This window comes from Streptomyces sp. NPDC058812, from assembly GCF_042744565.1.
GTDB lineage: Bacteria > Actinomycetota > Actinomycetes > Streptomycetales > Streptomycetaceae > Streptomyces > Streptomyces thinghirensis.
Window position 1 is genome coordinate 12901 of the sequence record NZ_JBHYOB010000007.1, and the last position, 25720, is coordinate 38620.

21 protein-coding genes and 1 pseudogene are annotated in these 25720 nt (G+C 73.0%); 15 read left to right on the forward strand and 7 right to left on the reverse strand.

Annotated elements, in window-relative coordinates; genetic code table 11:
* Positions 1-97: 97 nt before the first annotated feature.
* A complete protein-coding gene (locus ACFW48_RS15860) occupies positions 98-943 on the forward strand; it encodes an inositol monophosphatase family protein (protein WP_386314949.1) in 846 nt (281 codons plus the stop codon).
* On the opposite strand, the gene ACFW48_RS15865 is transcribed toward ACFW48_RS15860, so the two are convergent.
* Positions 879-1538: a hypothetical protein gene (locus ACFW48_RS15865; protein ID WP_386314951.1), complete on the reverse strand. Its 660-nt coding sequence runs from the start codon at positions 1536-1538 to the stop codon at positions 879-881. The genes ACFW48_RS15860 and ACFW48_RS15865 overlap by 65 nt on opposite strands.
* A 105-nt stretch (positions 1539-1643) precedes the next feature.
* On the opposite strand from ACFW48_RS15865, the gene ACFW48_RS15870 reads away from it, so the two are divergent.
* Positions 1644-3053: a phytoene desaturase family protein gene (locus ACFW48_RS15870; RefSeq protein ID WP_386314952.1), complete on the forward strand. Its 1410-nt coding sequence runs from the start codon at positions 1644-1646 to the stop codon at positions 3051-3053.
* Between the two features lie 47 nt (positions 3054-3100).
* Positions 3101-3610: an O-acetyl-ADP-ribose deacetylase gene (locus tag ACFW48_RS15875; protein ID WP_386314954.1), complete on the forward strand. Its 510-nt coding sequence runs from the start codon at positions 3101-3103 to the stop codon at positions 3608-3610.
* 11 nt (positions 3611-3621) lie between these two features.
* On the opposite strand, the gene betT is transcribed toward ACFW48_RS15875, so the two are convergent.
* Positions 3622-5745 (reverse strand): choline BCCT transporter BetT, encoded by a 2124-nt coding sequence (betT, locus tag ACFW48_RS15880; RefSeq protein ID WP_386314956.1) that lies wholly within the window; start codon positions 5743-5745, stop codon positions 3622-3624.
* A 215-nt stretch (positions 5746-5960) separates the two neighbouring features.
* Here betT and ACFW48_RS15885 point away from each other — a divergent pair, with 215 nt between their 5' ends.
* The 8 genes from ACFW48_RS15885 to ACFW48_RS15920 all read left to right on the forward strand — a co-directional run bounded on the left by ACFW48_RS15885 (position 5961) and on the right by ACFW48_RS15920 (position 17878).
* A complete protein-coding gene (locus ACFW48_RS15885; RefSeq protein WP_386314958.1) occupies positions 5961-7562 on the forward strand; it encodes an ABC transporter substrate-binding protein in 1602 nt (533 codons plus the stop codon).
* Between the two features lie 32 nt (positions 7563-7594).
* A complete protein-coding gene (locus ACFW48_RS15890; RefSeq protein ID WP_386314959.1) occupies positions 7595-8563 on the forward strand; it encodes an ABC transporter permease in 969 nt (322 codons plus the stop codon).
* Positions 8564-8568: 5 nt separating this feature from the next.
* A complete protein-coding gene (locus ACFW48_RS15895; protein ID WP_386314962.1) occupies positions 8569-9462 on the forward strand; it encodes an ABC transporter permease in 894 nt (297 codons plus the stop codon).
* A complete protein-coding gene (locus ACFW48_RS15900) occupies positions 9459-10445 on the forward strand; it encodes an ABC transporter ATP-binding protein (protein ID WP_386314965.1) in 987 nt (328 codons plus the stop codon). Before ACFW48_RS15895 ends, ACFW48_RS15900 begins: the two co-directional genes overlap by 4 nt.
* A complete protein-coding gene (locus ACFW48_RS15905) occupies positions 10438-11097 on the forward strand; it encodes an ABC transporter ATP-binding protein (RefSeq protein ID WP_386314967.1) in 660 nt (219 codons plus the stop codon). The genes ACFW48_RS15900 and ACFW48_RS15905 overlap by 8 nt, the downstream gene beginning before the upstream one ends.
* 160 nt (positions 11098-11257) lie before the next feature.
* Positions 11258-12853 (forward strand): alkaline phosphatase D family protein, encoded by a 1596-nt coding sequence (locus ACFW48_RS15910; protein ID WP_386314970.1) that lies wholly within the window; start codon positions 11258-11260, stop codon positions 12851-12853.
* Positions 12854-13032: 179 nt separating this feature from the next.
* Positions 13033-16950, forward strand: a complete 3918-nt coding sequence (locus ACFW48_RS15915) for a glycoside hydrolase family 2 TIM barrel-domain containing protein (RefSeq protein ID WP_386314973.1) — start codon at positions 13033-13035, stop codon at positions 16948-16950.
* Positions 16951-16999: 49 nt separating this feature from the next.
* Positions 17000-17878: a DUF72 domain-containing protein gene (locus ACFW48_RS15920; protein ID WP_386314976.1), complete on the forward strand. Its 879-nt coding sequence runs from the start codon at positions 17000-17002 to the stop codon at positions 17876-17878.
* Here the strand turns inward: ACFW48_RS15920 and ACFW48_RS15925 are convergent.
* Complete coding sequence (locus tag ACFW48_RS15925; protein ID WP_019328613.1) at positions 17859-18221, reverse strand: metalloregulator ArsR/SmtB family transcription factor; 363 nt, start codon at positions 18219-18221, stop codon at positions 17859-17861. The two genes, ACFW48_RS15920 and ACFW48_RS15925, sit on opposite strands and share 20 nt — an antisense overlap.
* 57 nt (positions 18222-18278) lie before the next feature.
* Here ACFW48_RS15925 and ACFW48_RS15930 point away from each other — a divergent pair, with 57 nt between their 5' ends.
* The 3 genes from ACFW48_RS15930 to ACFW48_RS15940 all read left to right on the forward strand — a co-directional run bounded on the left by ACFW48_RS15930 (position 18279) and on the right by ACFW48_RS15940 (position 22318).
* A complete protein-coding gene (locus ACFW48_RS15930) occupies positions 18279-20189 on the forward strand; it encodes a heavy metal translocating P-type ATPase (protein WP_386314978.1) in 1911 nt (636 codons plus the stop codon).
* Between the two features lie 142 nt (positions 20190-20331).
* Positions 20332-21816 (forward strand): AlkA N-terminal domain-containing protein, encoded by a 1485-nt coding sequence (locus ACFW48_RS15935; RefSeq protein ID WP_386314981.1) that lies wholly within the window; start codon positions 20332-20334, stop codon positions 21814-21816.
* A 10-nt stretch (positions 21817-21826) separates the two neighbouring features.
* On the forward strand, positions 21827-22318 hold the full coding sequence (locus tag ACFW48_RS15940) for a methylated-DNA--[protein]-cysteine S-methyltransferase (RefSeq protein ID WP_386314984.1): 492 nt from the start codon (positions 21827-21829) through the stop codon (positions 22316-22318).
* On the opposite strand, the gene ACFW48_RS15945 is transcribed toward ACFW48_RS15940, so the two are convergent.
* The 4 genes and pseudogenes from ACFW48_RS15945 to ACFW48_RS15960 form a co-directional block, all read right to left on the reverse strand.
* A complete protein-coding gene (locus ACFW48_RS15945; protein WP_386314988.1) occupies positions 22315-22773 on the reverse strand; it encodes an SAM-dependent methyltransferase in 459 nt (152 codons plus the stop codon). The genes ACFW48_RS15940 and ACFW48_RS15945 overlap by 4 nt on opposite strands.
* Positions 22774-22785: 12 nt before the next feature.
* Positions 22786-23122, reverse strand: a pseudogene (locus ACFW48_RS15950) (glyoxalase superfamily protein).
* Between the two features lie 4 nt (positions 23123-23126).
* Positions 23127-23876, reverse strand: coding sequence for an NAD-dependent deacetylase (locus ACFW48_RS15955; protein WP_386314991.1), 750 nt, complete (start codon positions 23874-23876; stop codon positions 23127-23129).
* A 40-nt stretch (positions 23877-23916) separates the two neighbouring features.
* Complete coding sequence (locus tag ACFW48_RS15960) at positions 23917-24411, reverse strand: NUDIX domain-containing protein (RefSeq protein ID WP_386314994.1); 495 nt, start codon at positions 24409-24411, stop codon at positions 23917-23919.
* A gap of 149 nt (positions 24412-24560) precedes the next feature.
* On the opposite strand from ACFW48_RS15960, the gene ACFW48_RS15965 reads away from it, so the two are divergent.
* Positions 24561-25718 carry a glycerate kinase gene (locus tag ACFW48_RS15965; protein ID WP_386314997.1) on the forward strand — a complete coding sequence of 386 codons (1158 nt, stop codon included), beginning with the start codon at positions 24561-24563 and terminating at the stop codon, positions 25716-25718.
* Positions 25719-25720 lie beyond the last annotated feature (2 nt).

Here is a 25720-nt window from a genome sequence, read left to right on the forward strand (position 1 = left end):
CCCGGCCGTGGGCCCCCGCACCTCATGTTCGTGCCGATTCCACCCGGAGTACACCACCCGGGTGGGGGTTGTCAGTGGGGCGTGCTCTCATGGAGGCATGATCGAGAACAACGAAACCATCGACGAGTTTCTCGCCCGGCACGCCGACGAGGTGGAGGAGGCCGTCCGCAAGGCGGCAGCCCAGGAGATCATGCCGCGCTGGCGCCGGCTCGCGGCACACGAGGTCGACGAGAAGGCCGGCCCGCACGACCTGGTGACGGACGCCGACCGCAAGGCCGAGCTGTACCTCACCGACGTCCTGGCCGCCCTGCTGCCCGGCTCGGTCGTGGTCGGCGAGGAGGCGGTGCACGCCAACCCCGCGTCGTACGAGGCGATACGCGGCGACGCGCCGGTCTGGATCGTCGACCCCGTCGACGGGACGCGCCAGTTCGTCCACGGCGACCCGGGCTTCTGCACGCTGGTCGCGCTCGCCCACCACGGAGTCGTGCACGCCTCCTGGACCTACGCCCCCGCCGACGACCGGCTCGCCACGGCCGTACGCGGCCGGGGCGCCTTCCTGGACGGTGAGCGGCTGTACGCCGGTCCGCCCGAGCCCGGCCGCGACCTGCGGGTCGCCACCTCCCACCCGGACTACACCACCGACGAGCAGAAGCACGCCCTGCTCGGCCTGCGCACCCCGGGCGTGGCACCCCGCGCCTGCGGCTCGGCCGGACTGGAGTACCTCGCCGTCGCCCAGGGCGAGTCCGACGCCACAGCCTTCTCCTGGGAGGCCGCCTGGGACCACGCCGCGGGGCTCCTCCTGGTGGAGGAGGCGGGCGGCACCCACCTGACCCGCACGGGCGAACCCTTCCGCATCACGGGCGACAACGACCTGCCGTTCACCGCGGCCCGCGACGCGGCCACGGCCCGCCAGGTGGTGGCACTGCTGTCGGGCGAAGCCTGATCTCCAGGTCGGGGCGCTCCGGCTGCACGTCGAAGCGGATCTGGACGACCTGGAAATCGGTCACGGTCCCGACGGGCGGCCAGTCCTCACCGCGGCGCGGCAACTGTCCGAAGTCCACGAAACCCCGCCCCGGCCCGCCGATGTCCACCACCAGCCCCGTGACGCCGGGGCCCCACGGCAGGGCGGTGACCGTTCCGGTGACCAGCGACCCCTCCGGCAGCGGTCCGGTGCGGTGGCGCATGAACCGCCGGTGTCGCCGCGCCGTGTCCAAGGCCAGGCGGAAATCCTCTTCCGTGACGTCCTCGGCGCCGGACGGCACCCGGACCGGGCCGTCCGCCAGCACGCCGTACACGGTCTCGTAGAACCGCGCGCCGTCCGGTCCGAACCGTTCGCGGACGGAGCTGAGCTCGTCGCGCGAGGCCGCCACCGACGCGCCTCCGTCGGCGGCCCCGTCGGATTGGGTCAAGCCACCGGCGGGCGGGACCGGCAGCGACCGGTCGAACGTCGCCTGCCGCAGTGCCCGCCCGTCCCCGGCCAGCTCGTACCAGAGCCGGAGGCCCTCCCGGGGGCCGGGGAAGCGGGCCCAGTGCGTCATCCCGGGATCTTATCCGCCCAACCCGCGACCACGGGCTGTCGGTGCCCGGGCATATCCTGATCCCCAGTGGCCATCGGCTGACGAAGGGGTCCGAAGGTGCCGTCGATGCTCGATGCGGTCGTAGTGGGTGCGGGGCCGAACGGACTGACCGCTGCCGTGGAACTGGCCCGCCGCGGCTTCTCGGTCGCCGTGTTCGAGGCGCGGGACACCGTGGGCGGCGGGGCCCGCACGGAGGAGCTGACCCTGCCGGGCTTCCGGCACGACCCGTGCTCCGCCGCGCACCCGCTCGGAATCAACTCGCCGGCGTTCCGCGCCCTCCCGCTGGAGCGGTACGGGCTGGAGTGGCTGCACGCGGGGCTGCCCATGGCGCATCCGTTCCCGGACGGCTCGGCCGCCGTGCTGTCCCGGTCGGTCGGCGAGACGGCCGCCTCCTTCGGAGCGCGCGACGCGGGCGCCTACCGCAGGCTGGTCGAGCGCTTCCTGCCCCGGTGGGACACCCTGGCCCGCGACTTCATGTCCCTGCCGCTGACCGCGCTGCCCCGCGACCCGGTCACCCTCGCCCGGTTCGGCCTGGTCGGTCTGCCCCCGTCGACGTGGCTGATGCGCCGCTTCCGGGACGACAAGGCCAAGACCCTCTTCGCGGGGCTCGTCGCGCACGTCATGGCCCCGCTCGGCGGCTTCGCCACCGGCGCCATAGGCCTGGTCTTCGCCCTCGCCGCGCACGCCCGCGGCTGGCCCGTGGCCCGCGGCGGTTCGCAGGCCGTCTCGGACGCCCTCGCCGCCTACCTCGAGGATCTCGGCGGCACCGTCCACACCGACTACGAGGTGAAGCGCCTCGATGACCTGCCGCCCGCCCGCGCCTACGTGTTCGACACCTCGCCCACGGCCCTGGCGCGTATCGCCGGCCTCGGGAACCACTACGCCGGCTACCGGTACGGCCCCGGCGTCTTCAAGATCGACTACGCGCTGGACGGGCCCGTCCCGTGGACCGCCGAGGAGCCCCGCACCGCGGGCACCGTGCAGATCGGCGCCGGCAGCGCGGAGATCGGCGCCGCGTTGAACGCCGCCTCCCGCGAGGGCCGGGCACCCGACGCGCCGTTCCTCATCACCACGCAGCCCAGCGTCGCCGACCCCACCCGCGCCCCCGAGGGCAAGCACGTCTTCTGGGCTTACGGACACGTCCCCAACGGCTGGACCGGCGACCTCACCGACGCCATCGAACGTCAACTGGAGCGCTTCGCCCCCGGCTTCCGCGACCGCGTCCTCGCCCGTGCCACCGCCGGCCCGCCCGAACTCGCCGCCGGCAACGCCAACTACGTCGGCGGCGACATCGCCTCCGGCGCGGTCTCCGGCCTCCAGGTCATGCTGCGTCCCAAGCTGTCCCTGTTCCCGTACGCCACCCCGCACCCGGCCGTCTTCATCTGCTCGTCGGCCACCCCGCCGGGCCCCGGAGTGCACGGCATGTCGGGACACAACGCGGCGAAGGCCGTCTGGCGCAGGCTGCGGCAGACGTGACCGGGAAGCAGACATGACGACGAAACGGCGATGATCGGGGAACTCCCATGACCACCATCACCCTCGTCCGGGGCGACATCACCCGCGAGAGCGCCGACGCGATCGTCAACGCGGCCAACTCCTCCCTGCTCGGGGGAGGCGGCGTCGACGGCGCCATCCACCGGCGCGGCGGCCCCGCGATCCTGGAGGAGTGCCGCGAACTCCGCGCGGGGCACCTCGGCAAGGGCCTGGCCACCGGCCTGGCCGTCGCCACCACCGCCGGCGCCCTGGAGGCGCGCTGGGTGATCCACACGGTGGGCCCGGTGCACAGCACGACCGAGGACCGCTCCGAACTCCTCGCCTCCTGCTACCGCGAGTCACTCCGGGTCGCCGAAGAGCTGGGCGCCCGCACGGTCGCCTTCCCGGCGATCTCCACCGGTGTCTACCGCTGGCCGATGGACGACGCGGCCCGTATCGCCGTGACGGCCGTACGGGAGGCGGACACCGAAGTCGAGGAGGTCAGGTTCGTGCTCTTCGACGACCGGGCCCACGCGGCGTTCGCCGCGCAGCTCGGCTGACCGTCGGGTGCCTACTCCGGCAGGTGTGCCTCCGGCGCGTCCGGGCGGTGGTCGGGCAGAGCGGACCGGTCGGCCGCCTCGCGGTGCATGCGCAGGAACTCCAGATGCCGCTCGTACTGGTCGAGGCTGTCGCCGATGAGCTGTTCCTTGGTGTACCCCATCACGTCGTAGCCCTGGTTGCCCTCGGCGAGCCGGACCTCGAAGCGCACGTAGGTGTCGTGGGTGGTGACCGACCTGGTCGCGAAGCCCGGGGTCGGCTTCTCGACGGGCCAGACCTCGTACACGAACGTGTCGCTCGGACCGATCGGCACCCTGAGACCGACGTGCGCGAGTCCGTTCTCCTCGTTGACCCCTTCCAGGAGTTCCGCCTCCGTTCCCTGTTCCCGCAGGGCCTGGCCGACCTCCTGGAAGGCGGGGCGGCACACGTCCTCGACGAACCTGGCGGCGGCCCGCCTGCCCGGGAACGCCATCGCCCGCGCCAGCCGCTGTCGCCAGTTCCGTGCTCCCGTGGGGCCCTGCTGCGTCGTACGTCCGGACAGCGACGCCGGCAGCGTGGTGGCCAGCGCTTCCTCCCGCATGTACTCGGTACGCAGCGCCAGATAGAGCCCCACCATGATCAGGAACATCACGAAGGAGAAGGGCAGGCCCATGATGATGGTGGCGTCGGTGAGTGCCTGCACGCCGCCCACGATGAGCATGGCGAGCGTGAGCAGCCCTGTCGTCAGGGCCCAGAAGATGCGCATCCACGGGGCCGCGTCGGTCACCGGGGTGGGCAGATGGGAGCTGAGGTTGCCCATGACCAGGGCTCCGGAGTCGGCCGAGGTGACGTAGAGCAGGAGCCCGACGAACGTGGCGAGTCCGGCGCTGAACAGTGCGCCCGGGTACTGCTCCAGCAGGCCGTAGAAGCCCTGCTCGGGGACGTTCATCGCGGTCTGGCCGAACTCGGAGTTGCCGTCGCGGACCACGAACAGCGCACTGTTGCCGAAGACGGCCAGGAAGAGACCGGTGAAGATGAACGGGATGATCAGCGTCGCCGCGACGAACTGGCGCAGGGTGCGGCCGCGGGAGATCCGGGCCAGGAACAGCCCGACGAACGGCGCCCAGGCGATCCACCAGGCCCAGAAGAACAGCGTCCACGCGTCCAGCCACTCGGTGGGCTGGTCGTAGGCGAAGGTGTTCAGAGTCATCGAGGGGAAGCGGCTGACGTAGTCGCCGACGTTCTGGACGAGGGAGTTGAGCAGCCGGAACGGTTCGCCCACGACCAGGATGAAGAGCATCAGCAGCACGGCGAGCAGGACGTTGAGCTGGGACAGCCGGCGGATGCCCTTGTCCACACCGGCCACCGCGGACACCGTGGCCATCACCACCGCCACGGCGATCAGGCCGATCTGGGCGGGGAGCCCTTCCGGTACGTCGAAGAGCACCCTCAGTCCGTAGTTCAGCTGCACGACACCGATGCCGAGCGACACGGAGATGCCGAACACGGTGCCGATGATGGCCGCCAGGTCGACGGCGTCACCGATCCGCCCGTGGATCCGGCGCCCGATGATCGGGTAGAGCGCGGAACGGATCGCGAGCGGCAGCCGGTACCGGAAGGCGAAGAAGCCGAGTGCCATGCCCATCAGCGCGTACATGGCCCAGCCGGTGATGCCGTAGTGGAAGAGTGTCCACACCACGGCCTGCCGGGCCGCCTCCACCGTCTCCGGGTCGCCCTCCGGCGGCGCGAGGTAGTGGCTGACGGGACCGGAGACGGAGAAGAACATCAGATCGATACCGATGCCCGCCGCGAACAGCATCGCCGCCCACGCGAAGAGCCCGTAGTCGGGCTTGTAGTGCTTGGGGCCCAGCTTGATCGTGCCGTACTTGGACACGCCGATGAAGACGACGAACCCCAGGTAGACGGTCGCGGCGAGGAAGTAGTACCAGCCGAACCAGGACGAGATCCTGTCGACCGCCACCCCGATGGCGGATTCGGCACCGGAGGGCGTGACGATCGCCCAGATCGAGATCGCCAGGATCAGCGCGGCCGATCCGAAGAAGACCGCGCGTTTGAGCGTGCCCGTACCCGTCGGTCCGGTGTCCGCCGACGGCCCTTCCGGCTCGGCTCCGGCGCTTTCGTCTCCTGCGGTCGACACGGCCGTTTCCTCCTGGTCGGTGCCCACTCGTGCTGGGACTCAGGTGATAAGGCAGTGTGCTGCTGATCACACCCTCCGTCCAGCACCGGCCGGTCGTGTCGGCCCCGACCGCCAGTGGTGAGCCGGTGGGCGGGCGCGCCTCGATCACCTGGCTTGACGCTTCTATTGCGACTGATGTGCAATAACCACGCATCAATGACAAGCGTGGGGGAGACATGACAACCCGTCGGATCCGTCCGATACGAAGCGCCGCCGCCGCGGCGGCGTTCGCCGCCGGCGTCACCGCCTGCTCCGCACCCGGGGACGGAACGGACGGCGGCGACGCCAAGGCCGCCGAGTCCGTCGTGATCGGCGTGGCCTCCGAGCCGGACACCCTGAGCCCGCTGCTCGGCTACGGCAAGGACGGAAACTCCAAGATCTTCGACGGGCTGCTCGCCCGCGACACCGACCTGAAGCTGAAGCCCGCGCTGGCGACCGCGCTGCCGAAGGTCGCCGACGGCGGCCGGACGTACACGTACACCCTGCGCGACGGCGTGAAGTTCAGCGACGGCGAACCGCTGACGGCCCAGGACGTGGTCTACACGTACCGCACCGTCCTCGACGCGAAGACCAACAACACCGCCCGCAGTGAACTGGACGCCGTCAAGGACGTCCGCGCGAGCGGCGACGACACCGTCGTCTTCACCCTCAAGTACCCGTACGCGGCCTTCGCCGCCCGCACGGTGCTGCCCATCGTCCCCGAGCACGTCGCGGGCGAGCAGGACCCCAACACCGGCGCGTTCAACACCGAGCCCGTCGGCACCGGCCCGTACGTCCTCGCCGACTGGAGCAAGGGCGAGAAGCTCACCTTCAAGGCCAACCCGCACTACTGGGGCGGCGAGCCCGCGGTGAAGTCGTTCACCATGGCGATCATCGCCGACGACAACGTCCGCGCCACCCGCCTGCGCTCCGGCGACCTCGACGGCGCCGTCCTGCCGCCCAACCTCGCCGCCACCTTCAAGAAGGACGACGGCAGGCGCACGTACCAGGCCCGGTCCTACGACTTCCGGGCCGTCACCCTGCCCACCACGGGCAAGGTCACCGGCGACCGCGCCGTCCGGCAGGCGCTGGACGCCGCCGTGGACCGCCAGGCCATGGTCGACAAGATCCTCGACGGCGCGGGCCGGCCGGCGTACGGGCCGCTGCCCGCCGACGACCCCTGGTACGCGCGCGGCATCGAGCGCCCGCACGACCTCGCCAAGGCCAAGCGCATCCTGGACGAGGCGGGCTGGAAGGCGGGGTCCGGCGGCGTCCGTGCCAAGGACGGACAGCGGGCCTCGTTCACCCTGTACTACCCCTCGGGCGACAAGGTCCGCCAGGACCACGCGCTCGCCTACGCCTCCGACGCCAAGAAGGCCGGCATCGAGGTGAAGGTGGAGGGCGCCACCTGGGAGGTCATCGAGCCGCGGATGAAGCACGACGCGGTCCTGGCGGGCTTCGGCAGCGTCGGCGACCCGGACTTCGGCCTCTACACCCTGCTGCACTCCTCCCTCGCGGGCGACGGCTTCAACAACATGGCCGGCTACGACAACAAGGCGGTCGACGAGGCACTCGACGCCGGCCGTCGCGGCCAGGACCCGAAGAAGCGCGAGGCCGCCTACGACGAGATCCAGCGGGCCCTGGTCGAGAACCCCGGCTACACCTTCCTCACCCACATCGACCACCTCTACGTCCTCGCCGACCGCTGGGACGGGCTGACCACCCAGCTGGAGCCGCACGAGCACGGCTTCGCCAGCGGGCCCTGGTGGAACATCGAGGACTGGCAGCCGAAGAAATGACCCGATCTCCCGGGCGGCTGCCCTGGGGAGCGATGGCACGCCTGGCGGGACGGCGGGCGCTGTTCGCCGTCCCCGTCGTCCTCGTCGTCACGTTCGGCGTGTTCGCCATCGCCGCCGCCTCCCCGTTCGACCCCGTCAAGGCCTACGCCGGCACCGCCGCGCTCGGCGCCGACCAGGAGACCCTGGACCGGCTGAGGGACAACCTCGGCGTGGACCAGTCCTTCGTCGTCCGCTGGTGGAACTGGCTGACCTCGGCGCTCACCGGCGACCTCGGCCAGTCCGGGGTGATGCGCCAGCCGGTGGCGCAGGTCATCGGCGAACGCCTCGTGTGGTCCGCGCTGCTGTGCGCCGTCGCCTTCGCCGTGGCCGTGCTGGTCGGCACGCTCCTCGGTGTGCTGGCCGCCCGCCGCCCCGGATCGATGCTCGACCGGGCCGTCACCTCGCTCGCCTACACCCTGGAGGCGGCGCCGGTCTTCTGGATCGCGCTGCTCGCGGTGTGGCTGTTCGCCCTCCAGTGGGACGTCCTGCCGGCCGGCGGCCTGACGGACACCGCCAGCGAACAGGTCACCCTCGGACAGGTCGCGAGCCACATCGTGCTGCCCGCCGGCGTGCTCGCCGTCTCCCAGCTGCCCTGGTTCACCCTCTACGTGCGCCAGGGCGTCGGCGACGCCCTGGCCGAGGACCCGGTGCGCGGCGCGCGGGCCCGCGGCATCGGGGAGGGCACCGTCCTGTTCGGGCACGCCCTGCGTTCGGGGCTGCTGCCGGTGCTCACACTGATCGGCTCCCGTGTTCCCGAACTCATCACCGGCGCCCTGCTCGTGGAGAGCGTCTTCAGCTGGCCGGGCATCGCCGCGGCCACCGTCGAGGCGGCCACCGCCGTCGACTTCCCGCTGCTGGCCGCCCTGACCACCCTCGCCACCGCCGCCGTACTCGCCGGCAACCTGCTCGCCGACCTGCTCTACGGACTGTTCGACCCGAGGGTGAAACTCAGTGAAATGTGAGTCCCATGGCTGAGATCACAGCCGACAAGGCGGAACGGCCCACCGTGTGGCGGTCCCACGGCATGGACCGCCGCTCCACCCGCACCCTGCGCCTGCGCACCTCCGCGGTGCTGCTGACCGTGACCGTCCTCGCCGTGCTGCTCGTGCCGCCGCTGGTCCAGCTCGACCAGCAGGCCGTCGACCTGGCCGCCAAGCTGCGACCGCCCAGCTGGGAGCACCCGTTCGGCACCGACGACGTCGGCCGGGACCTGCTGCTGCGCTGCGTGTACGGCCTGCGCGTCTCCCTGCTCGTCGGGGTGGCGGCGGCGCTGACGGCCACCGTGGTCGGCACCGCCGTGGGCGCCACCGCCGGAGCGCTGGGCGGCTGGGTCGACCGGGCCGTCATGCGGGTCGTCGACACCATCGCCTCCGTCCCCCACCTGCTGCTGGGCATCTTCATCGTCGCGATGTTCCGGCCGGGCGTCTGGCCGGTGGTGATCTCCGTCGCGCTCACCCACTGGCTGTCCACCGCGCGCATCGTCCGCGCCGAGGTGCTGTCGCTGCGCTCGCGCCCCTACATCGACGCGGCCGTCTCCGGCGGCGCGTCCCGGTGGCGGGTGGCCGTACGGCATCTGCTGCCGGGCGTGCTGCCCCAGGCCGCGCTGGCCGCCGTACTGATGGTGCCGCACGCCATGTGGCACGAGTCGGCGCTGTCCTTCCTCGGGCTCGGGCTGCCCACCCACACCGCGAGCCTCGGCAACCTGATCCAGGAAGCGCGGGGATCGCTGCTCGCCGGGCAGTGGTGGCCGACCCTCTTCCCCGGCCTGTTCCTCATCGTCCCCACCCTCGCCGTCGCCGGTCTCGCGGGTGCCTGGCGGGAGCGGATCAACCCCCGCCGCCGATCGGAGCTGATGCTGTGACCGAGCGAGCCCCCGTGCTGTCGGTACGCGGTCTGTCGGTGCGCTTCCTGATGCCGGGCGGGCGCCGCGTCGCCGCCGTCACCGACGCCCACTTCGACGTGGCGGCCGGCGAGTGCCTGGCCCTGATCGGCGAGAGCGGCTGCGGCAAGTCCGTCCTCGCCTCCGCCCTGCTCGGGCTGCTGCCCGGCAACGCGCGGACCGCGGGCAGCGCGCTGCTCGGCGAGCTGGACCTGCTCGCCGCCGACGAGCGGACCTTCGCCCGCACCGTGCGCGGCAGGCTGATCGGCCTCGTCCCGCAGAGCCCGGCCGCCCACCTCACCCCGGTCCGTACCGTCCGCTCCCAGTTGGAGGAGACGGTCGCGGAACACACCGCGGTCCGCGGCCGTGCGGCCCTGCGCGAGGCCGCCGAAGCCGCCGCCGAGCGCGCCGCGTTCCCGGTGGACCACCTCGACCACCACGCGCACGAGCTCTCCGGCGGTCTCGCCCAGCGCGCCGCCACCGCCCTCGCCCTGGTCGGTGACGCCCCGCTGCTGCTCGCCGACGAGCCGACCACCGGACTCGACCGGGATCTGGTGGACCGCACCGTCGACGAGCTGAGGCGACATGTCGACAACAGGGCGGGTGACGAGAACCGGGCCCTGCTGATGATCACCCACGACCTGGCCGCCGCCGAGCGCATCGCCGACCGGATCGCCGTGATGTACGCCGGCCGCATCGTCGAACTCGCCGACGCCCGTGAGTTCTTCGGCATTCCCGGCCCCCGCCATCCTTACAGCCGGGGCCTGCTCGACGCCCTGCCCGACCGCGCCTTCACTCCCATCCCCGGCCTGCCGCCCGAACTCGGCGCCCTCCCTGGCGGCTGCGCCTTCGCCGCCCGCTGCGAGCGGGCGACCGACGCCTGCGCCACGCTGCCGCCGCTGGCCGCCACGGTCGCCTGCCACCACCCGCACGCAGCGCTCACGGAGGCCGCCGACCGTGCTTGAACTGAGCGACATCACCGCCGGATACGCCCGGAACGCGCCCGTGATCCGGGACGTATCCCTGTCGGTCACGCCGGGCGAGGCCGTCGGGCTGCTCGGCCCGAGCGGCTGCGGCAAGTCCACCCTCGCGCGCGTCGCGGCCCTGCTGCACCACCCCGACGCCGGCACCCTGGTGGTCGACGGCACGCCCGTACGGCGCTGGCGCCACCGTGCCCCGCGGGAGCAGCGCACCGCCTTCGGCGTCGTCTTCCAGCAGGCCCGGCTCTCCGCGGACCCCCGACTGGCGCTCACCGACCTGATCGCCGAACCACTGCGCGCCACCGGCCGGCGCGAGGGCATCGCCGACCGGGTCGCCGAACTGGCCGCCACCGTGGGGTTGACCACCGACCTGCTGAGCAGGCGCCCGCACGAGGTCAGTGACGGCCAGTTGCAGCGCGCCTGCCTCGCCCGCGCCCTCGTGCTGCGCCCGCGCTGGCTGGTGTGCGACGAGATGACGGCGATGCTGGACGCCTCGACCACCGCCGCCCTGGTCCGCGTGGTGGAGGAGTACCGGGCCGCCACCGGCGCGGGGTTGCTGGCCGTCGGCCATGACCGCGTCCTGCTCGACCGCTGGTGCGACCGCACCGTCGAATGGGCCACTCTGACGCGCTCCTGACCGCTTCCGACCGCGCCCTTGACCGCGCCCTCGTCCCCGGTCCCGCCGAGCCCCTTCGCCGACATGTATCGGTCAAGCGCGGTCCACGAGCGCAGCAGTCGGGGTTCACCGCGTGCCGTTTGCCTGGTTGTCGTCCGGCCATCCGTCCTCTGGAGGTTCGATGACCCCGCCGCGCACCAGCTCCCCGAACTCCCTGAAGAGAAGGGGTTTCCTCGGTATCGCGGGCGCCGCCGGCGCCGGTGCGGTGCTGCTCGGCACCGGCGCCGCACCCGTCGCGTCCGCCGCGCCGGGACGCGTCCCCGGCGACCCCTTCCAGCTCGGTGTCGCATCCGGCGACCCGCTTCCCGACGGCGTCGTGCTCTGGACCCGCCTGGCGCCGAAGCCGCTCGACGACGGCGGCGGCATGCCCCGGCGTCCTGTCGCCGTGCGGTGGGAGATCGCCCTCGACGAGCGGTTCCGGAAGGTCGTCAAGCGCGGCGTGGAGCACGCCGTGCCCGCGGAGGCGCACACCGTCCACGCCGACGTACGCGGCCTGCGGCCCCACCACGAGTACTACTACCGCTTCCGGGCCGGCGACGCGATCTCGCCGGTCGGCCGCACCCGTACCGCCCCGGCCCCCGGCACCGCCCCCACCGTCGACTTCGCGTTCGCCTCCTGCGCGAACTGGGAGCAGGGCCACTTCACCGCGTACCGGCACATGGCGGCCGACCGGCCGGACGTCGTCTTCCACCTCGGCGACTACCTCTACGAGTACGCCGCCGGCGTCAACGGCGACGTGCGCACGCACCACGGCGACGAGATGAACACCCTCGCCGAGTACCGCGCCCGGCACGCCCAGTACAAGACCGACCCCGACCTGCGGCTGCTGCACGCCACGGCGCCGTTCGTCGTCACCTGGGACGACCACGAGACCGACAACAACTACGCCGACCTGAGCCCCGAGAACAACGACGCCGGCCAGGGCAACGACACCACCGCCCGCTTCGCCGCCCGCCGCCGGGCCGCCTACCAGGCGTACTGGGAGCACATGCCGCTGCGCCGCCTCCGCAAGCCGGTGGACACGGCACTGCCGCTGTACCGGCGCCTGGAGTTCGGCGCCACCGCGACCTTCAGCGTCCTGGACACCCGCCAGTACCGCACCGACCAGCCCTACGGCGACAAGTGGCAGGTCTCCGGCCCGGAGCAGTGGGACCCGAAGGCCACCATCCTGGGCGACGAGCAGCACGCCTGGCTGGAGCGCAGCCTCTCCCGCTCGCGCTCCACCTGGAACGTACTCCCGCAGCAGATCTACTTCGCCAACTGGGACGCCGTCGCCGGCCCGGACGACGGCGGCTACAACGACGGCTGGGACGGCTACCGCGTCTCCCGCGACCGGGTGCTCGGTTACGTCGAACAGCGCCGTGTCGACAACTTCGTGGTGCTCACCGGCGATGTGCACAACAACTGGACCAACGACCTGCGCCGCGACTTCGAGCGCCCCGAGACTCGGCTGCTGGGCAGCGAGTTCGTCACCACGTCGATCACCTCGGGCGGCGACGGTTCGGCCACCCACGACCCCGGCCAGGTCTACTGGGACGAGAATCCGCACACCAAGTACTACAGCAGCCGTCGGGGCTACGTCCGCTGCTCGGTGTCCAGGGACCAGTACACCGCCGACTACCGCGTGGTCGACTACGTCACCCGGCCCGGCGCTCCGGTCCGCACCGACAAGTCGTTCGTGATCGAGGCGGGCGTGCCGGGAGTCCAGGACGCCTGACACCTCCACCAGGAACCAACAAAGTCCGACGGGGTAATTGATTCGGTTGTGTTCGGGTCCTAGGGTGTGGCTGACTCAGTAGTCGCCGCGTCACCGGCAGTTGTGAATCACCTCCACATCAACTGCTCTCACAGCACCGTGCGTTGAGCCGCCCCCGAAGCCCACGGAAGGCCACGGTCATGCCGCACTCGCCCGTGTCACCCGCCGGATCCCCGGCCCGCCCGTCCCGCCCGGTCGTCAGTCGCCGCCGCCTCCTGGAGGGCAGTGCCGCCGTTCTCGGCGCGCTCGCCCTGTCCGCGTCGCCCGTCGCGGCGCACGCGGCAGGCCGGCGGGCGGCGGCCGACGAGCCCCCGGAGTGGAACGACTTCGGTGTCTTCCGGCTCGGCACCGAGCCACCGCACACCACGCTCATGCCGTACGCGGACGTGAGAGCGGCCCTCGCCGGCGACCGCACCCGCTCGCCCTACCGGCTCGGTCTCGACGGCACCTGGAAGTTCGCCTACGCCGACCGCCCCGAGGACCGGGACGCCGACTTCCACCGCACCGACACCGACGACGGCGACTGGGAGACCATCCCGGTGCCGTCCGTGTGGCAGATGCACGGCCACGACTACCCGATCTACCTGAACATCACCTATCCGTACTGGGGCCCCAACGGCCGCGGCGAGGACCCGCAGCCGCCCGCCGCGCCGACCCGCTACAACCCGGTCGGCCAGTACCGGCGCACCTTCACCGTCCCGCGCGACTGGACGGGCCGCCGCACCTTCCTGCACTTCGAGGGCGTCAAGTCCGCGCACTACGTGTGGATCAACGGCGAACTGGTCGGCTACGACGAGGACTCCTTCACCCCGTCCGAGTACGACATCACCGACCACCTGAAGCCCGGCACCAACCAGATCGCCGTGGAGGTGTACCGCTACTCCGACGGAGACTGGCTGGAGGACCAGGACATGATCCGGCTGAGCGGCATCTTCCGCTCGGTCTACCTGTACTCCACGCCGGCCGTGCACCTGCGCGACTTCAAGCTGGACACCCCGCTGAACGACACGTACACGGACGCCGAGCTGGCGGTCACCGCGAGCGTGCGGGCGTACGGCGACGGCGGCGGCGACGCGGGCAAGTACACCGTCGAGACCCAGCTGTACGACGCGCGCGGCCACGCCGTCTGGTCCCGCCCGCTGAACCAGTCCGCCGACCTCGGCACGGTCGGCGCCGGCCAGGACGTCACCGTACGGGCCACGAAGGCCGTACCGAAGCCCAGGCTGTGGTCGGCCGAGCACCCGCACCTCTACACGGCCGTACTGCGCCTGCGGGACCCGGCGGGCAAGGTCGTCGAGACCCTGTCCCACCGGGTCGGCTTCCGGGAGTTCGCGCTCACGGACGGGCTGATGCGCATCAACGGCAAGCCCGTCTCCTTCCGGGGCACCAACCGCCACGAGATGCACCCGGACCGCGGCACCGCCCTCACCCGCGACGACCTGGTCGAGGACATCGAGATCATCAAGCGGATGAACATGAACAGCGTCCGCACCTCGCACTACCCGAACAACCCGCTGTGGTACGAACTCGCCGACGAGTACGGCCTCTACCTCGTCGACGAGACCAACCTGGAGACCCACGGCATCCGCGAGGAGTACCCCGGCGACCACCCCGACTGGACCGAGGCCTGCGTGGCCCGCGCCCAGAACATGGTCCACCGCGACAAGAACCACGCCTCGGTCGTCATCTGGTCGCTGGGCAACGAGGCGGGCGGCGGCAGCACCTTCACCGCCATGCACGACTGGATCCGCTCCTACGACGCCACCCGCGTCATCCAGTACGAGGGCGACGACCGCCCCGGGATCAGCGACATCCGCTCCGAGATGTACGACAGCCCGCAGCGCGTCGAGCAGCGGGCGAAGGACACCTCCGACACCCGGCCGTACGTCATGATCGAGTACGCCCACGCGATGGGGAACTCGAACGGCAACCTCAAGAAGTACTGGGACGTCGTGCGCGCCCACGACGTGCTCCAGGGCGGCTGGATCTGGGACTTCGTCGACCAGTCGCTGACCTGGCCGGTGCCGCGGCGCACGCTGCTGACCGAGGCGGGGCCCGCCGGTCTGCGCGGTGAGATCCTCGCCCCCTCCGGCACCTTCGAGCGCGGCAAGGGCCTGTCCGGCGGCACGGTCTTCGCCCGCGACGAGGGCCTCGACCTCACCGGCTCGCTGACCCTGGAGGCCTGGGTCACCCCGGACGTGACCGGCTACCACCAGCCGATCCTCGCCAAGGGCGACACCCAGTACGCGCTGAAGCAGAACAACCGCACGCTGGAGTTCTTCATCCACTCCGGCGGTCAGTGGATCACCGCCACCTGGACGGTGCCGGAGGACTGGACCGGCCGCGAGCACCACATCGCGGGCGTCTTCGACGCGGAGGCCGGCACCCTCGCCCTGTACGTCGACGGCGAGCGCCGGGCGACCCGCACCACCGACCGGCGGCCCACCAACAACACGGCCTCCCTGGCCCTGGCCACCGACGCCGACAACCAGACCCGCGAGTTCAGCGGCACCATCCGCCGCGCCCGCGTCTACGCCCGCGCCCTCACCGCCACCGAACTGGCCGGGGGCGACCGCGGACCCGGCGACGACGGCGTGCGCTTCTGGTTCGACGCGGAGACCGTCGAGGTCGACAGGGAGCGGCCGAAGGAGAAGACCTTCTTCGCGTACGGCGGCGACTGGGGCGACAACCCCAACGACGGCTGCTTCGTCGCAGACGGCATCGTCCTCGCCGACCGCGGCCACACCGGCAAGGCCGCCGAGGTCAAGCGGGTCTACCAGGCGGTCGGCGTCGAGCAGCGGTCCGGCGGCGCGGGCGCGGTCACGCTCGTCAACGAGTACCTGTTCACCAACCTCCGCGAGTTCGACGGCCACTGGGCACTCGTCGCCGACGGCAAGGCGCTGCGGCGCGGACGGCTCGACCGCCACCAGTTGGACGTGGAGCCGCTGTCCAGGAAGGACATCACCGTGCCCGTACGGCTGCCGAGCGACCCGGCACCGGGCACGGAGTACTTCCTCCAGCTGTCCTTCACCACCAAGGAGGCCACCCCCTGGGCGAAGGCGGGCTTCGAAGTCGCCCGGGCGCAGCTCGCCCTCGACGCGGACGTCCGCGCGGTGGCCCCCGTGCCCCTGGACCGGGTGCCGTCCCTGCGCCACCGGGACGGCGCCGACGAGGTCACGGTCGACGGCCGGGGCTTCTCGGTCACCGTCGACAAGCGCGCCGGCACCATCACCTCGTACGAGGCGAAGGGCAGGCGGCTGATCACCTCCGGGCCCGTGCCCAACTTCTGGCGCGCGCCCACCGACAACGACCACGGCAACGGCCAGCACATCCGCAACCAGACCTGGCGCGACGCGGGCGCCCGGCGGAAGGTCACGGAGGTCGCCGTGCGGGAGCTGGGCGACCGGGCCGTCGAGATCAAGGTCAGCGGCACCCTGCCCACCACCGTGGAGTCGGCGTACACCACCACGTACACCGTGTTCGGCAGCGGCGAGATCAAGGTCGACAACACCCTGCACCCGGGCGCCGCCAACCTGCCGTACATCCCCGAGGTCGGCACGATGCTGTTCCTGCCGCGCCGCCTGGACCGCCTGCACTACTACGGCCGCGGCCCCGAGGAGAACCACTGGGACCGCAACACCGGCACCGACGTCGGCCTGTACTCCGGGACCGTCGCCGAGCAGTGGACGCCGTACATCCGGCCGCAGGAGAACGGCAACAGGACCGACGTCCGCTGGATCGCCCTCACCGACGGCGACGGGGTGGGCCTGCTCGCCTCGGGCGAGCCCCTGCTGGAGGCCAACGCCTCCCACTTCACGCCGGAGGACCTGTCGGCCGGGGTGCGGCACGACTACCAGCTCACGCCGAGGGACGCCGTCGTCCTGCGGCTGAACCACCGTCAGATGGGCGTCGGCGGCGACAACAGCTGGGGCGCGCACACGCACGACGAGTTCAAGCTGTTCGCCGACCGGGACTACGCGTACACCTACCGGCTGCGCCCCTTGACGGACGTGAAGGAGGCGATGGCGGCCTCGCGCAGGCCCACGGCGACCGGGTGACCGGGGGGACCGGGGGATGAACGGGGAGTCCGGGGCAACCCGGGCTCCCATGGGTGACGTACTGGTCGGAGCATGTTCCTGGACGGACCGCCAACTGCTCGGGAGCGGCTGGTATCCGCGCGGGCGACGGGACGCCGAGGGGCGGCTGCGGCACTACGCCTCGCGGCTGCCCGTCGTCGAGGTGGACGCCGGGTACTACGCGTTGCCGAGCCGGCGCAACAGCGAGCTGTGGGTGGAGCGTACGCCGGAGGGCTTCCGATTCGACGTCAAGGCATTCTCCCTGCTGACCGGCCACCCCACGCGCGCGGAGGCCCTGCCCGCGGACCTGCGCGGAGCCGACCCGGGCCCGCTGAGGCGCGGGCGGGCGAGTGAGGGCCTGCTGGACGAGGTGTGGGGGCGCTTCGCCGAGGCGGTCGAGCCGCTGCGCGAGGCCGGGCGGCTCGGCACCGTGCTGTTCCAGTTCCCGCCGTGGTTCGCCCCGGGTGCCCCGGCCGAGGCGGCGCTCGAAGCGTGCGCCCTGCGCACGGAGGGCTGGCCGCTCGCCGTGGAGTTCCGCCACCCGGGGTGGTGGGAGCCGGAACGGGCGGAGGGCACCCACGCGTTGCTGTCCGGCCTGGGCGCGTCGGCCGTCGGTACGGACATGGCCCAGGGCGTGCCCGCGTCACTGCCGCCCATCGCCCCGGTGACCCGTCCCGGCCTCGCCGTCGTACGGTTCCACGGCCGCAGCACGGCCTGGGGGAGGGGCAGCAAGGAGGACCGCTTCCGGTACGACTACGACGTGGCCGAACTCGCCGCCTGGGTGCCCCGGTTGCGGCGCGCCGCCCGGCGGACGAACGAGCTGCACGTGCTGTTCAACAACTGCTGCGCGGACGCCGCCGTACGCGCGGCCGAGACCATGCGCGGGCTGCTCACTCCGCCGCGTCGCTGATCCCCAGCCGCAGGTGCTCCACGTGGTACACGGCCTGGTCGAGCAGCCCGGCCACATGGTCGTCGTGCAGCGCGTACACCACCGACCGGCCGCGCCGCTCACCCACCACGAGGCCCAGATTGCGCAGCAGTCGCAGCTGGTGGGAGCAGGCGGACTGCTCCATCCCGACCTCCGCCGCCAACTCGGTCGCGGGCAGCGGGCCCTCGCGCAGCCGGGCCAGGATCAGCAGCCGGGAGGGTGTGGACAGGGCCTGGAGCGTGGTGGCGACCTTGGCGACGTTGTCCGCGTCCAGACGCACGCGTGCGGCGGCGTCCTGCGCGGTGGTGGCGGCTCCGTGACCCATGCGGTTCATCCTACTCACCACACATGAATGCATGAATGAGTCTTCATCTGTTCCTGTATGGTGTGCCGCGTGTCCACCACGCTTGCCCACACCCCGGTCCCCGCGCCCGTCCACCGGGCGCCCCGCAGCCGCACCCGCGTCCTCGCCCTGCCCGAGGCCCGCTGGGCGCTGGCGTCCCTCGTCGCGTTCCTGCTGGCGCTCCCCCTCGACCTCGGCGGCGCCCCCGCCTGGACGTACGGCCCGCTCTACGCGGTCGCCTACGCCACCGGGGGCTGGGAGCCCGCGCTGGAGGGCCTGCGGGCGCTGCGCGAGAAGACCCTCGACGTCGACCTGCTGATGATCGTCGCGGCACTCGGCGCGGCCTCCATCGGGCAGGTCCTCGACGGCGCGCTGCTGATCGTCATCTTCGCCACCTCCGGCGCCCTGGAGGCCCTGGCCACCGCCCGCACCGCCGACTCCGTGCGCGGCCTGCTCGACCTGGCGCCCACCACCGCGACCCGCGTGCGAGGGGACCGCGAGGAGACCGTCCCGACCGCCGACCTCGCCGTCGGTGACCTGCTCCTGGTCCGGCCGGGGGAGCGGATCGGTGCCGACGGCTCGGTCGTCGACGGCGCCGGCGAGGTCGACCAGGCCACCATCACCGGCGAGTCCCTGCCCGTCCTCAAGCGCCCCGGCGACGACGTCTTCGCCGGCACCCTCAACGGCACCGGCGCCCTGCGCGTCCGCGTCGAACGCGACCCCGCCGACTCGGTCATCGCCCGGATCGTCACCCTCGTCGAGGAGGCGTCCCGCACCAAGGCGCCGACGCAGCTGTTCATCGAGAAGATCGAGCAGCGCTACGCGGTCGGCGTGGTGGCCGCCACCCTCGCGGTCTTCGGTATCCCGCTCGCCTTCGGCGCCGACCTCACGGACGCCCTGCTGCGCGCCATGACCTTCATGATCGTCGCCTCCCCCTGCGCGGTCGTCCTCGCGACCATGCCACCCCTGCTGTCCGCCATCGCCAACGCCGGACGGCACGGCGTCCTCGTGAAGTCGGCGGTCGCGATGGAACGCCTCGGCGAGATCGACGCCGCCGCCCTCGACAAGACCGGCACCCTCACCGAGGGCACCCCCGAGGTGACCGCCGTACGCCCGCTGCCCGGCTCCGGGCTCGACGAGGACGCCCTCCTCGCGCTCGCCGCCGCGGCCGAGCATCCCAGCGAGCACCCGCTGGCCCGCGCGATCGTGGCCGCCGCCCGCGGACGCGGCCTGCGCATCGCGTCCGCACAGGACTTCACCGCGGCTCCGGGGCTCGGCGTCACCGCGGTCGTCGACGGTCACGAGGTGCACGTCGGCCGCGCTCAGCAGCCCGAGGGTGCCGAGACCACCGTCCAGGTCACCCGCGACGGCAACCCTGTCGGCACTCTCGCCCTCACCGACCGCCTCCGCGCCGACGCCGCCCCGGCCGCCGCCGCGCTCACCGCCCTCACCGGCACCGCCGCCACCCTGCTCACCGGCGACAACGCGCCCGCCGCGGCCCGCGTGGCCACCGCGACCGGCATCACCGACGTCCGCGCGGACCTGCTGCCGGAGGGCAAGGTCGAGGCCGTACGGGAACTGGAGCGGGCCGGCCGCAAGGTGCTCTTCGTCGGCGACGGCGTCAACGACGCCCCCGCCCTCGCCGCCGCCCACGCCGGTGTCGCCATGGGCCGCGCCGGCTCCGACCTGGCCCTGGAGACGGCCGACGCGATCGTGGTGCGCGACGAGCTGGCGGCCGTGCCCGCCGTCGTACGGCTGTCCCGGCGCGCGCGCCGGCTGGTAATGCAGAACCTGGCCATCGCCGGTACGTTCATCACGGTCCTCGTCCTGTGGGACCTGATCGGACACCTGCCGCTGCCGCTCGGCGTCGCCGGGCACGAGGGCTCGACCGTGCTGGTCGGCCTCAACGGCCTGCGGCTGCTGCGCGAGTCGGCATGGCGATCCGGGTGACCGGGGCGACCGGGGCGACCAGGGCGACCGGGGCGGCCAGGGCGACCGGGGCGACGAAAGCGATCCGGCGGAGCCCAGGAAGCGCGACGTCCATGTCGGATTTCCGCCAGCCCCGGCCCGGCCGGTGGACCATCCTGGACGTATGCAGACGGGAATGCACACCGACACCGAGCGCTGCGTGCGCGCCGTCCGGTCGAAGGACGCGCGCTTCGACGGCTGGTTCTTCACGGCCGTCCTGACGACCCGCATCTACTGCCGGCCCAGCTGCCCGGTGGTGCCGCCCAAGCCCGAGAACATGACCTTCCTCCCGAGCGCGGCGGCGTGCCAGCAGGCCGGGTTCCGGGCGTGCAAACGCTGCCGCCCGGACACCAGCCCCGGCTCACCGGAGTGGAACCAGCGCGCCGACCTCACGGCCCGCGCCATGCGGCTGATCGCCGACGGCGTCGTGGACCGCGAGGGCGTGCCCGGTCTCGCCGCCCGGCTCGGCTACAGCACCCGGCAGGTCGAACGCCAGCTCCTCGCCGAGCTGGGCGCCGGTCCGCTCGCGCTCGCCCGCGCTCAGCGCGCCCAGACCGCCCGGCTGCTCATCGAGACGACCCCGCTGCCGATGGCGGAGGTCGCCTTCGCGGCCGGCTTCTCCTCCATCCGCACCTTCAACGACACGGTCCGTGAGGTCTACGCGCTCTCCCCGAGCGAGCTGCGCACCCGAGCCCCGAAGCACCGCCTCGCCGGCACCACCCCCGGCGCCCTCTCCCTCCGCCTCCCGTTCCGCACCCCGCTCAACCCCGACAACCTCTTCGGGCACCTCGCCGCCACCGCCGTACCCGGCGTGGAGGAGTGGCGGGACGGCGCGTACCGGCGCACCCTGCGCCTTCCGTACGGGCACGGCATCGTGGCCCTCACTCCGGGCCCCGGCCACGTCGCCTGCCGCCTCACCCTCAGCGACCTGCGCGACCTGACCGTCGCCATCAGCCGCTGCCGGCGCCTGCTCGACCTGGACGCCGACCCGGCGGCCATCGACGACCAGCTGCGCGCCGACGCGCTGCTCGCGCCGCTGGTCGACAAGGCACCCGGCCGGCGCGTCCCGCGCACGGTCGACGAGGCGGAGTTCGCCGTACGGGCCGTGCTCGGCCAGCAGGTCTCCACCGCCGCCGCCCGCACCCACGCCGCCCGCCTGGTCACGGCACACGGCGACGCGGTCGACGACCCCGAGGGCGGCCTCACCCACCTCTTCCCGTCGGCTGCGGCGCTGGCGGCGGTGGACCCCGAGACCCTGGCGATGCCCCGCACCCGCCGCACGACCTTCACCACCCTCGTGTCCCACCTGGCCGACGGCTCGCTCAACCTCGGCGTCGAGTGCGACTGGGCCGAGACCCGCGCCCGGCTCCTCGCCCTCCCCGGCTTCGGCCCCTGGACCGCCGACGTCATCGCGATGCGGGCCCTCGGCGACCCCGACGCCTTCCTCCCCACCGACCTCGGCATCCGCCGGGCCGCCGGGGAGCTGGGTCTGCCCTCGACACCGGCGGCGCTCACCGCCCGCGCGGCGGCCTGGCGGCCCTGGCGGGCCTACGCCGTCCAGTACCTGTGGGCCACCGACAACCACCCGATCAACTTCCTGCCCGTGTGAGGAAAATGCCGTGGGAACCCGGAAACAGCACACCGTCATCGACAGCCCGTACGGACTTCTCACCCTCGTCGCCGAGGACGGCGTCCTGTGCGGCCTCTACATGACCGACCAGCGCCACCGCCCGGCGGAAGAGACCTTCGGAGCGGCCGACGACGGGCCGTTCGCCGAGACGGAGGAGCAACTGTCGGCGTACTTCGCCGGCGAACTGAAGGACTTCACCCTCGACCTGCGCCTGAACGGAACCCCGTTCCAACGCACGGTCTGGGACCAGCTGCGCGAGATCCCGTACGGCGAGACCCGCACCTACGGCGAACTCGCCGACGCCCTCGGCAACCCGGCCGCCTCCCGCGCCGTCGGCCTCGCCAACGGCCGCAACCCGATCGGCATCATCGTCCCCTGCCACCGCGTCATCGGCGCGAGCGGCGGCCTCACCGGCTACGGCGGCGGCCTGGAACGCAAGCAGCGCCTGCTGGACTTCGAACGGGGCTCGGCGCTCTTCTAGTCACCGCGGATCGCCGGGGGAGAGGGGGCTCGGAGGGGGATCTCCCGCAGCGGCCGGCCGCCGTCCACGAACAGCCGGCCGCCCGGCGCCAGCGCGGCGGCGACGCGCTCCAGCGCGCGCCGCCCCGCCTCCGGGTGGCGGCCGTCGAGTGCGCCGACGCGTACCGCGAAGACCAGGTCGAAGGGCCCCTCACCGGGCTCCCGGACGAAGTCCTCCGCCGCGACGCACCGCACGCTCATACGACCCGAGGCGATCTCCCGGGCGGAGCCGGCCTCCGCCGACGCGATCGCCCGCGCCGAACGGTCGACGGCGAGAACGTGCCCGGACACCAGCCGTGCCGCCACGGCCCGCGCGGCGGCACCCGGCCCGCAGCCGATCTCCAGGACCCGCGCCCCGGGCGTCAGGGGCAGCGCGTCCACGATCTCGGCGAGACGGGGCGAGAGCTGTGCTGCCACGGACCGGCCACGTCACTCACTCGGTGTGCCCACCCGGAGGCGGTTGCCGTCCGGGTCGCGCAGCTCGACCTCGCGCGCCCAGGGCGCCTCCTCGACCCGCACGCCGAACTCGGCGGCGACCGCGTCGACGTCGGCGACCCGCAGATACACCAGGGTGCCCGGCCGGGCGTCCCCGGTGTGCTCCGACAGGAACAGCCGCACCCGCCCGCGCGCGACCTCCACGAACGCCGGCAGACCCGGCTCGAAGCGGTGCTCCCACCGTTCGGCGAACCCCAGCCGCGCGTACCACCGCACGGCCGCCGCGGCGTCGGCCACGCACGCGCAGGATCGGAATGACCTCCTCGTCCACGCGCTCAGTCACCCTCTCCGTCCCTCCCGGAGCCCAGCCCGCGCAGCAGCTCGGGCAGGGCGGCCCCGATCGGTTCCCGGACGACCTCGTCGGCGAGCTCGTCGTACGGGGTCGGTTCGGCGTTGACGATGACCAGGCGGGCGCCGTGGTCGGCGGCCACGCCGGCCAGTCCGGCCGCGGGCTGCACCTGGAGGCTGCTGCCGACGGCGACGAACACCTGGCACGCCTTGCTGATGCCGGTCGCTTCGCCGAGCACCACCGGGTCGAGCCGCTCGCCGAACATCACGGTCGCCGGCTTCAGGATGCCGCCGCACTCCAGGCACGGCGGGTCGTCCTCGCCGGCCTCGACCCGGGCGAGCGCGTCCTCCATCGGCCCCCGGGCGTGACAGCCGGTGCACACGCAGCTCCGCGCGGTGCCGTGCAGTTCGAGGACCTTGCGGGCACTGAGCCCGGCGAGCTGGTGCAGACCGTCCACGTTCTGCGTGATCACCCGGACCGGCACCCCGGTCCGCTCCAGCTCCGCCACCGCCCGGTGCGCCGCGTTCGGCCGGGCCCGCAGCGCCCCGGTCCCGCGCCGCGTCTGCCAGGAGCGGCGCCGGATCTCCGGATCGCCCATGTAGTACTCGTACGTGACGAGTTTCTCGGCCTCCGGATCGCGCCGCCACAGCCCGTTCGGCCCGCGGTAGTCCGGGATGCCGGAGTCCGTCGAGATGCCGGCGCCGCTCAGGATGGCGACGAGGGGCTTGCTGGTCATGCGGTCGAGGGTAGGACGCCGGGGTGCGCCCGGCGAACGGTTATCGGTCGACCCGGAGGCCGTTCTCCAGCTCGGCCGCTCCGGATCCGTCCGCCAGCACGTCCAGTGCGGCCAGCACCCGGCCGCGCAGGGCGCCGAGCAGGTGATCGCCCAGTTCCTCGCGCGGCACCAGCCGCCAGGACAGCAGCTCCTCCTCCTGCAACCGGATCGCCTTGAGATCGTCCTCGGTCAGGGTCCCGCCGTCGTACAGGTACGCCACGATCGGCGGACGGCCCGGCCCGCTCACCCAGTCCACCGCGAGCAGCCGGCCGAGCCGCACGTCCAGCCCGATCTCCTCGACGGTCTCCCGCCACGCGCCCTGCCGCGGGGTCTCCCCGTCCTCCGACTCGATGGTCCCGCCGGGCAGCACCCAGCCCTCGCGGTAGTTGGGCTCGACGAGCAGCACCCGCCCCTCGGCGTCGCGGAAGAGAGCGGCGGCACCGGCGAGGACGCGGGGGAGCCCGGCGATGTAGGCGGCGTAGTCAGGAGTGGTCATCCCGAAAGCGTAACGAGACCCGGCCCCGCCCGGCCCCGGCCGTTCCAGGGTGCGGGCAGGGCATGACGGCGTGGCCGTCCTCCGGTTAAGGTCGCAGCGGCGCGACTGCCTTGACGTGCGCAAGGCTCGAAGAGCAAGGGGAGAGCAAGGTGGCTGACGCTGCAGTGGACGGGACCCGCCGGGTGCTCGTCGCCGCGGACAAGTTCAAGGGGTCGCTGACGGCCGTCGAGGTGGCCGAGCGGGTGACGGCCGGACTGCGCCGTGTCGTGCCGGACCTCGGCGTCGAGGCGCTGCCCGTGGCCGACGGCGGCGACGGCACCGTGGCCGCGGCGGTCGCGGCCGGGTTCGAGCGCCGGGAGGTACGGGTCGCCGGGCCCCTCGGCGACGAGGTGACGGCCGCGTTCGCGCTGCGCGGCGACACCGCGGTGGTGGAGATGGCCGAGGCCAGTGGCCTCCAGCAACTGCCGGCCGGCGTCCTCGCGCCGCTGACCGCGTCCACGCACGGCTCGGGTGAGCTGCTGCGGGCCGCGCTGGACGCGGGGGCGCGGACGATCGTGTTCGGAGTCGGCGGCAGCGCGACCACCGACGGCGGCGCCGGGATGCTGGCGGCGCTGGGCGCGCGGTTCGTGGGCGGTGACGGGGAGCCGGTCGCGCCGGGCGGGGGCGGCCTCGCCGGCCTGGCCTCGGCCGACCTGTCCGGGCTGGACCCGCGGCTCTCCGCCGTCGAGCTGGTGCTCGCGAGCGACGTCGACAATCCGCTGACCGGGCCGAAGGGTGCCCCGGCGGTCTACGGCCCGCAGAAGGGGGCCTCTCCGGAGGACGTGGAGGCCCTGGACGCGGCCCTCGCGCACTTCGCGAAGGTGCTGGAGGAGACGGAGACCGTGGGCGCCCTGGCCGCCGAGTACGCGGCCTCGCCGGGGGCCGGCGCGGCCGGCGGGATCGGCTTCGGGGCGATGCTCCTCGGGGCGCGGTTCCGGCCCGGCATCGAGGTGATGCTGGACGTACTCGGCTTCGCGCCGGCGCTGGAGCGGGCGGACCTGGTGATCACGGGGGAGGGCTCGCTGGACGAGCAGACCCTGCATGGGAAGGCCCCGGCCGGTGTCGCCGCGGCGGCGCGGGCCGCGGGCAAGGAGGTCGTCGCGGTGTGCGGGCGGCTGGCGCTGCCGGCGGAGGCGCTGGGGCGGGCCGGGATCCGGCGGGCGTACCCGCTGACGGATGTGGAGCCGGACGTGGCGAAGTGCATCGCGGACGCGGGGCCGATCCTGGAGCGGGTCGCGGAGCGCATCGCGCGGGACTTCCTGGCCTAGGT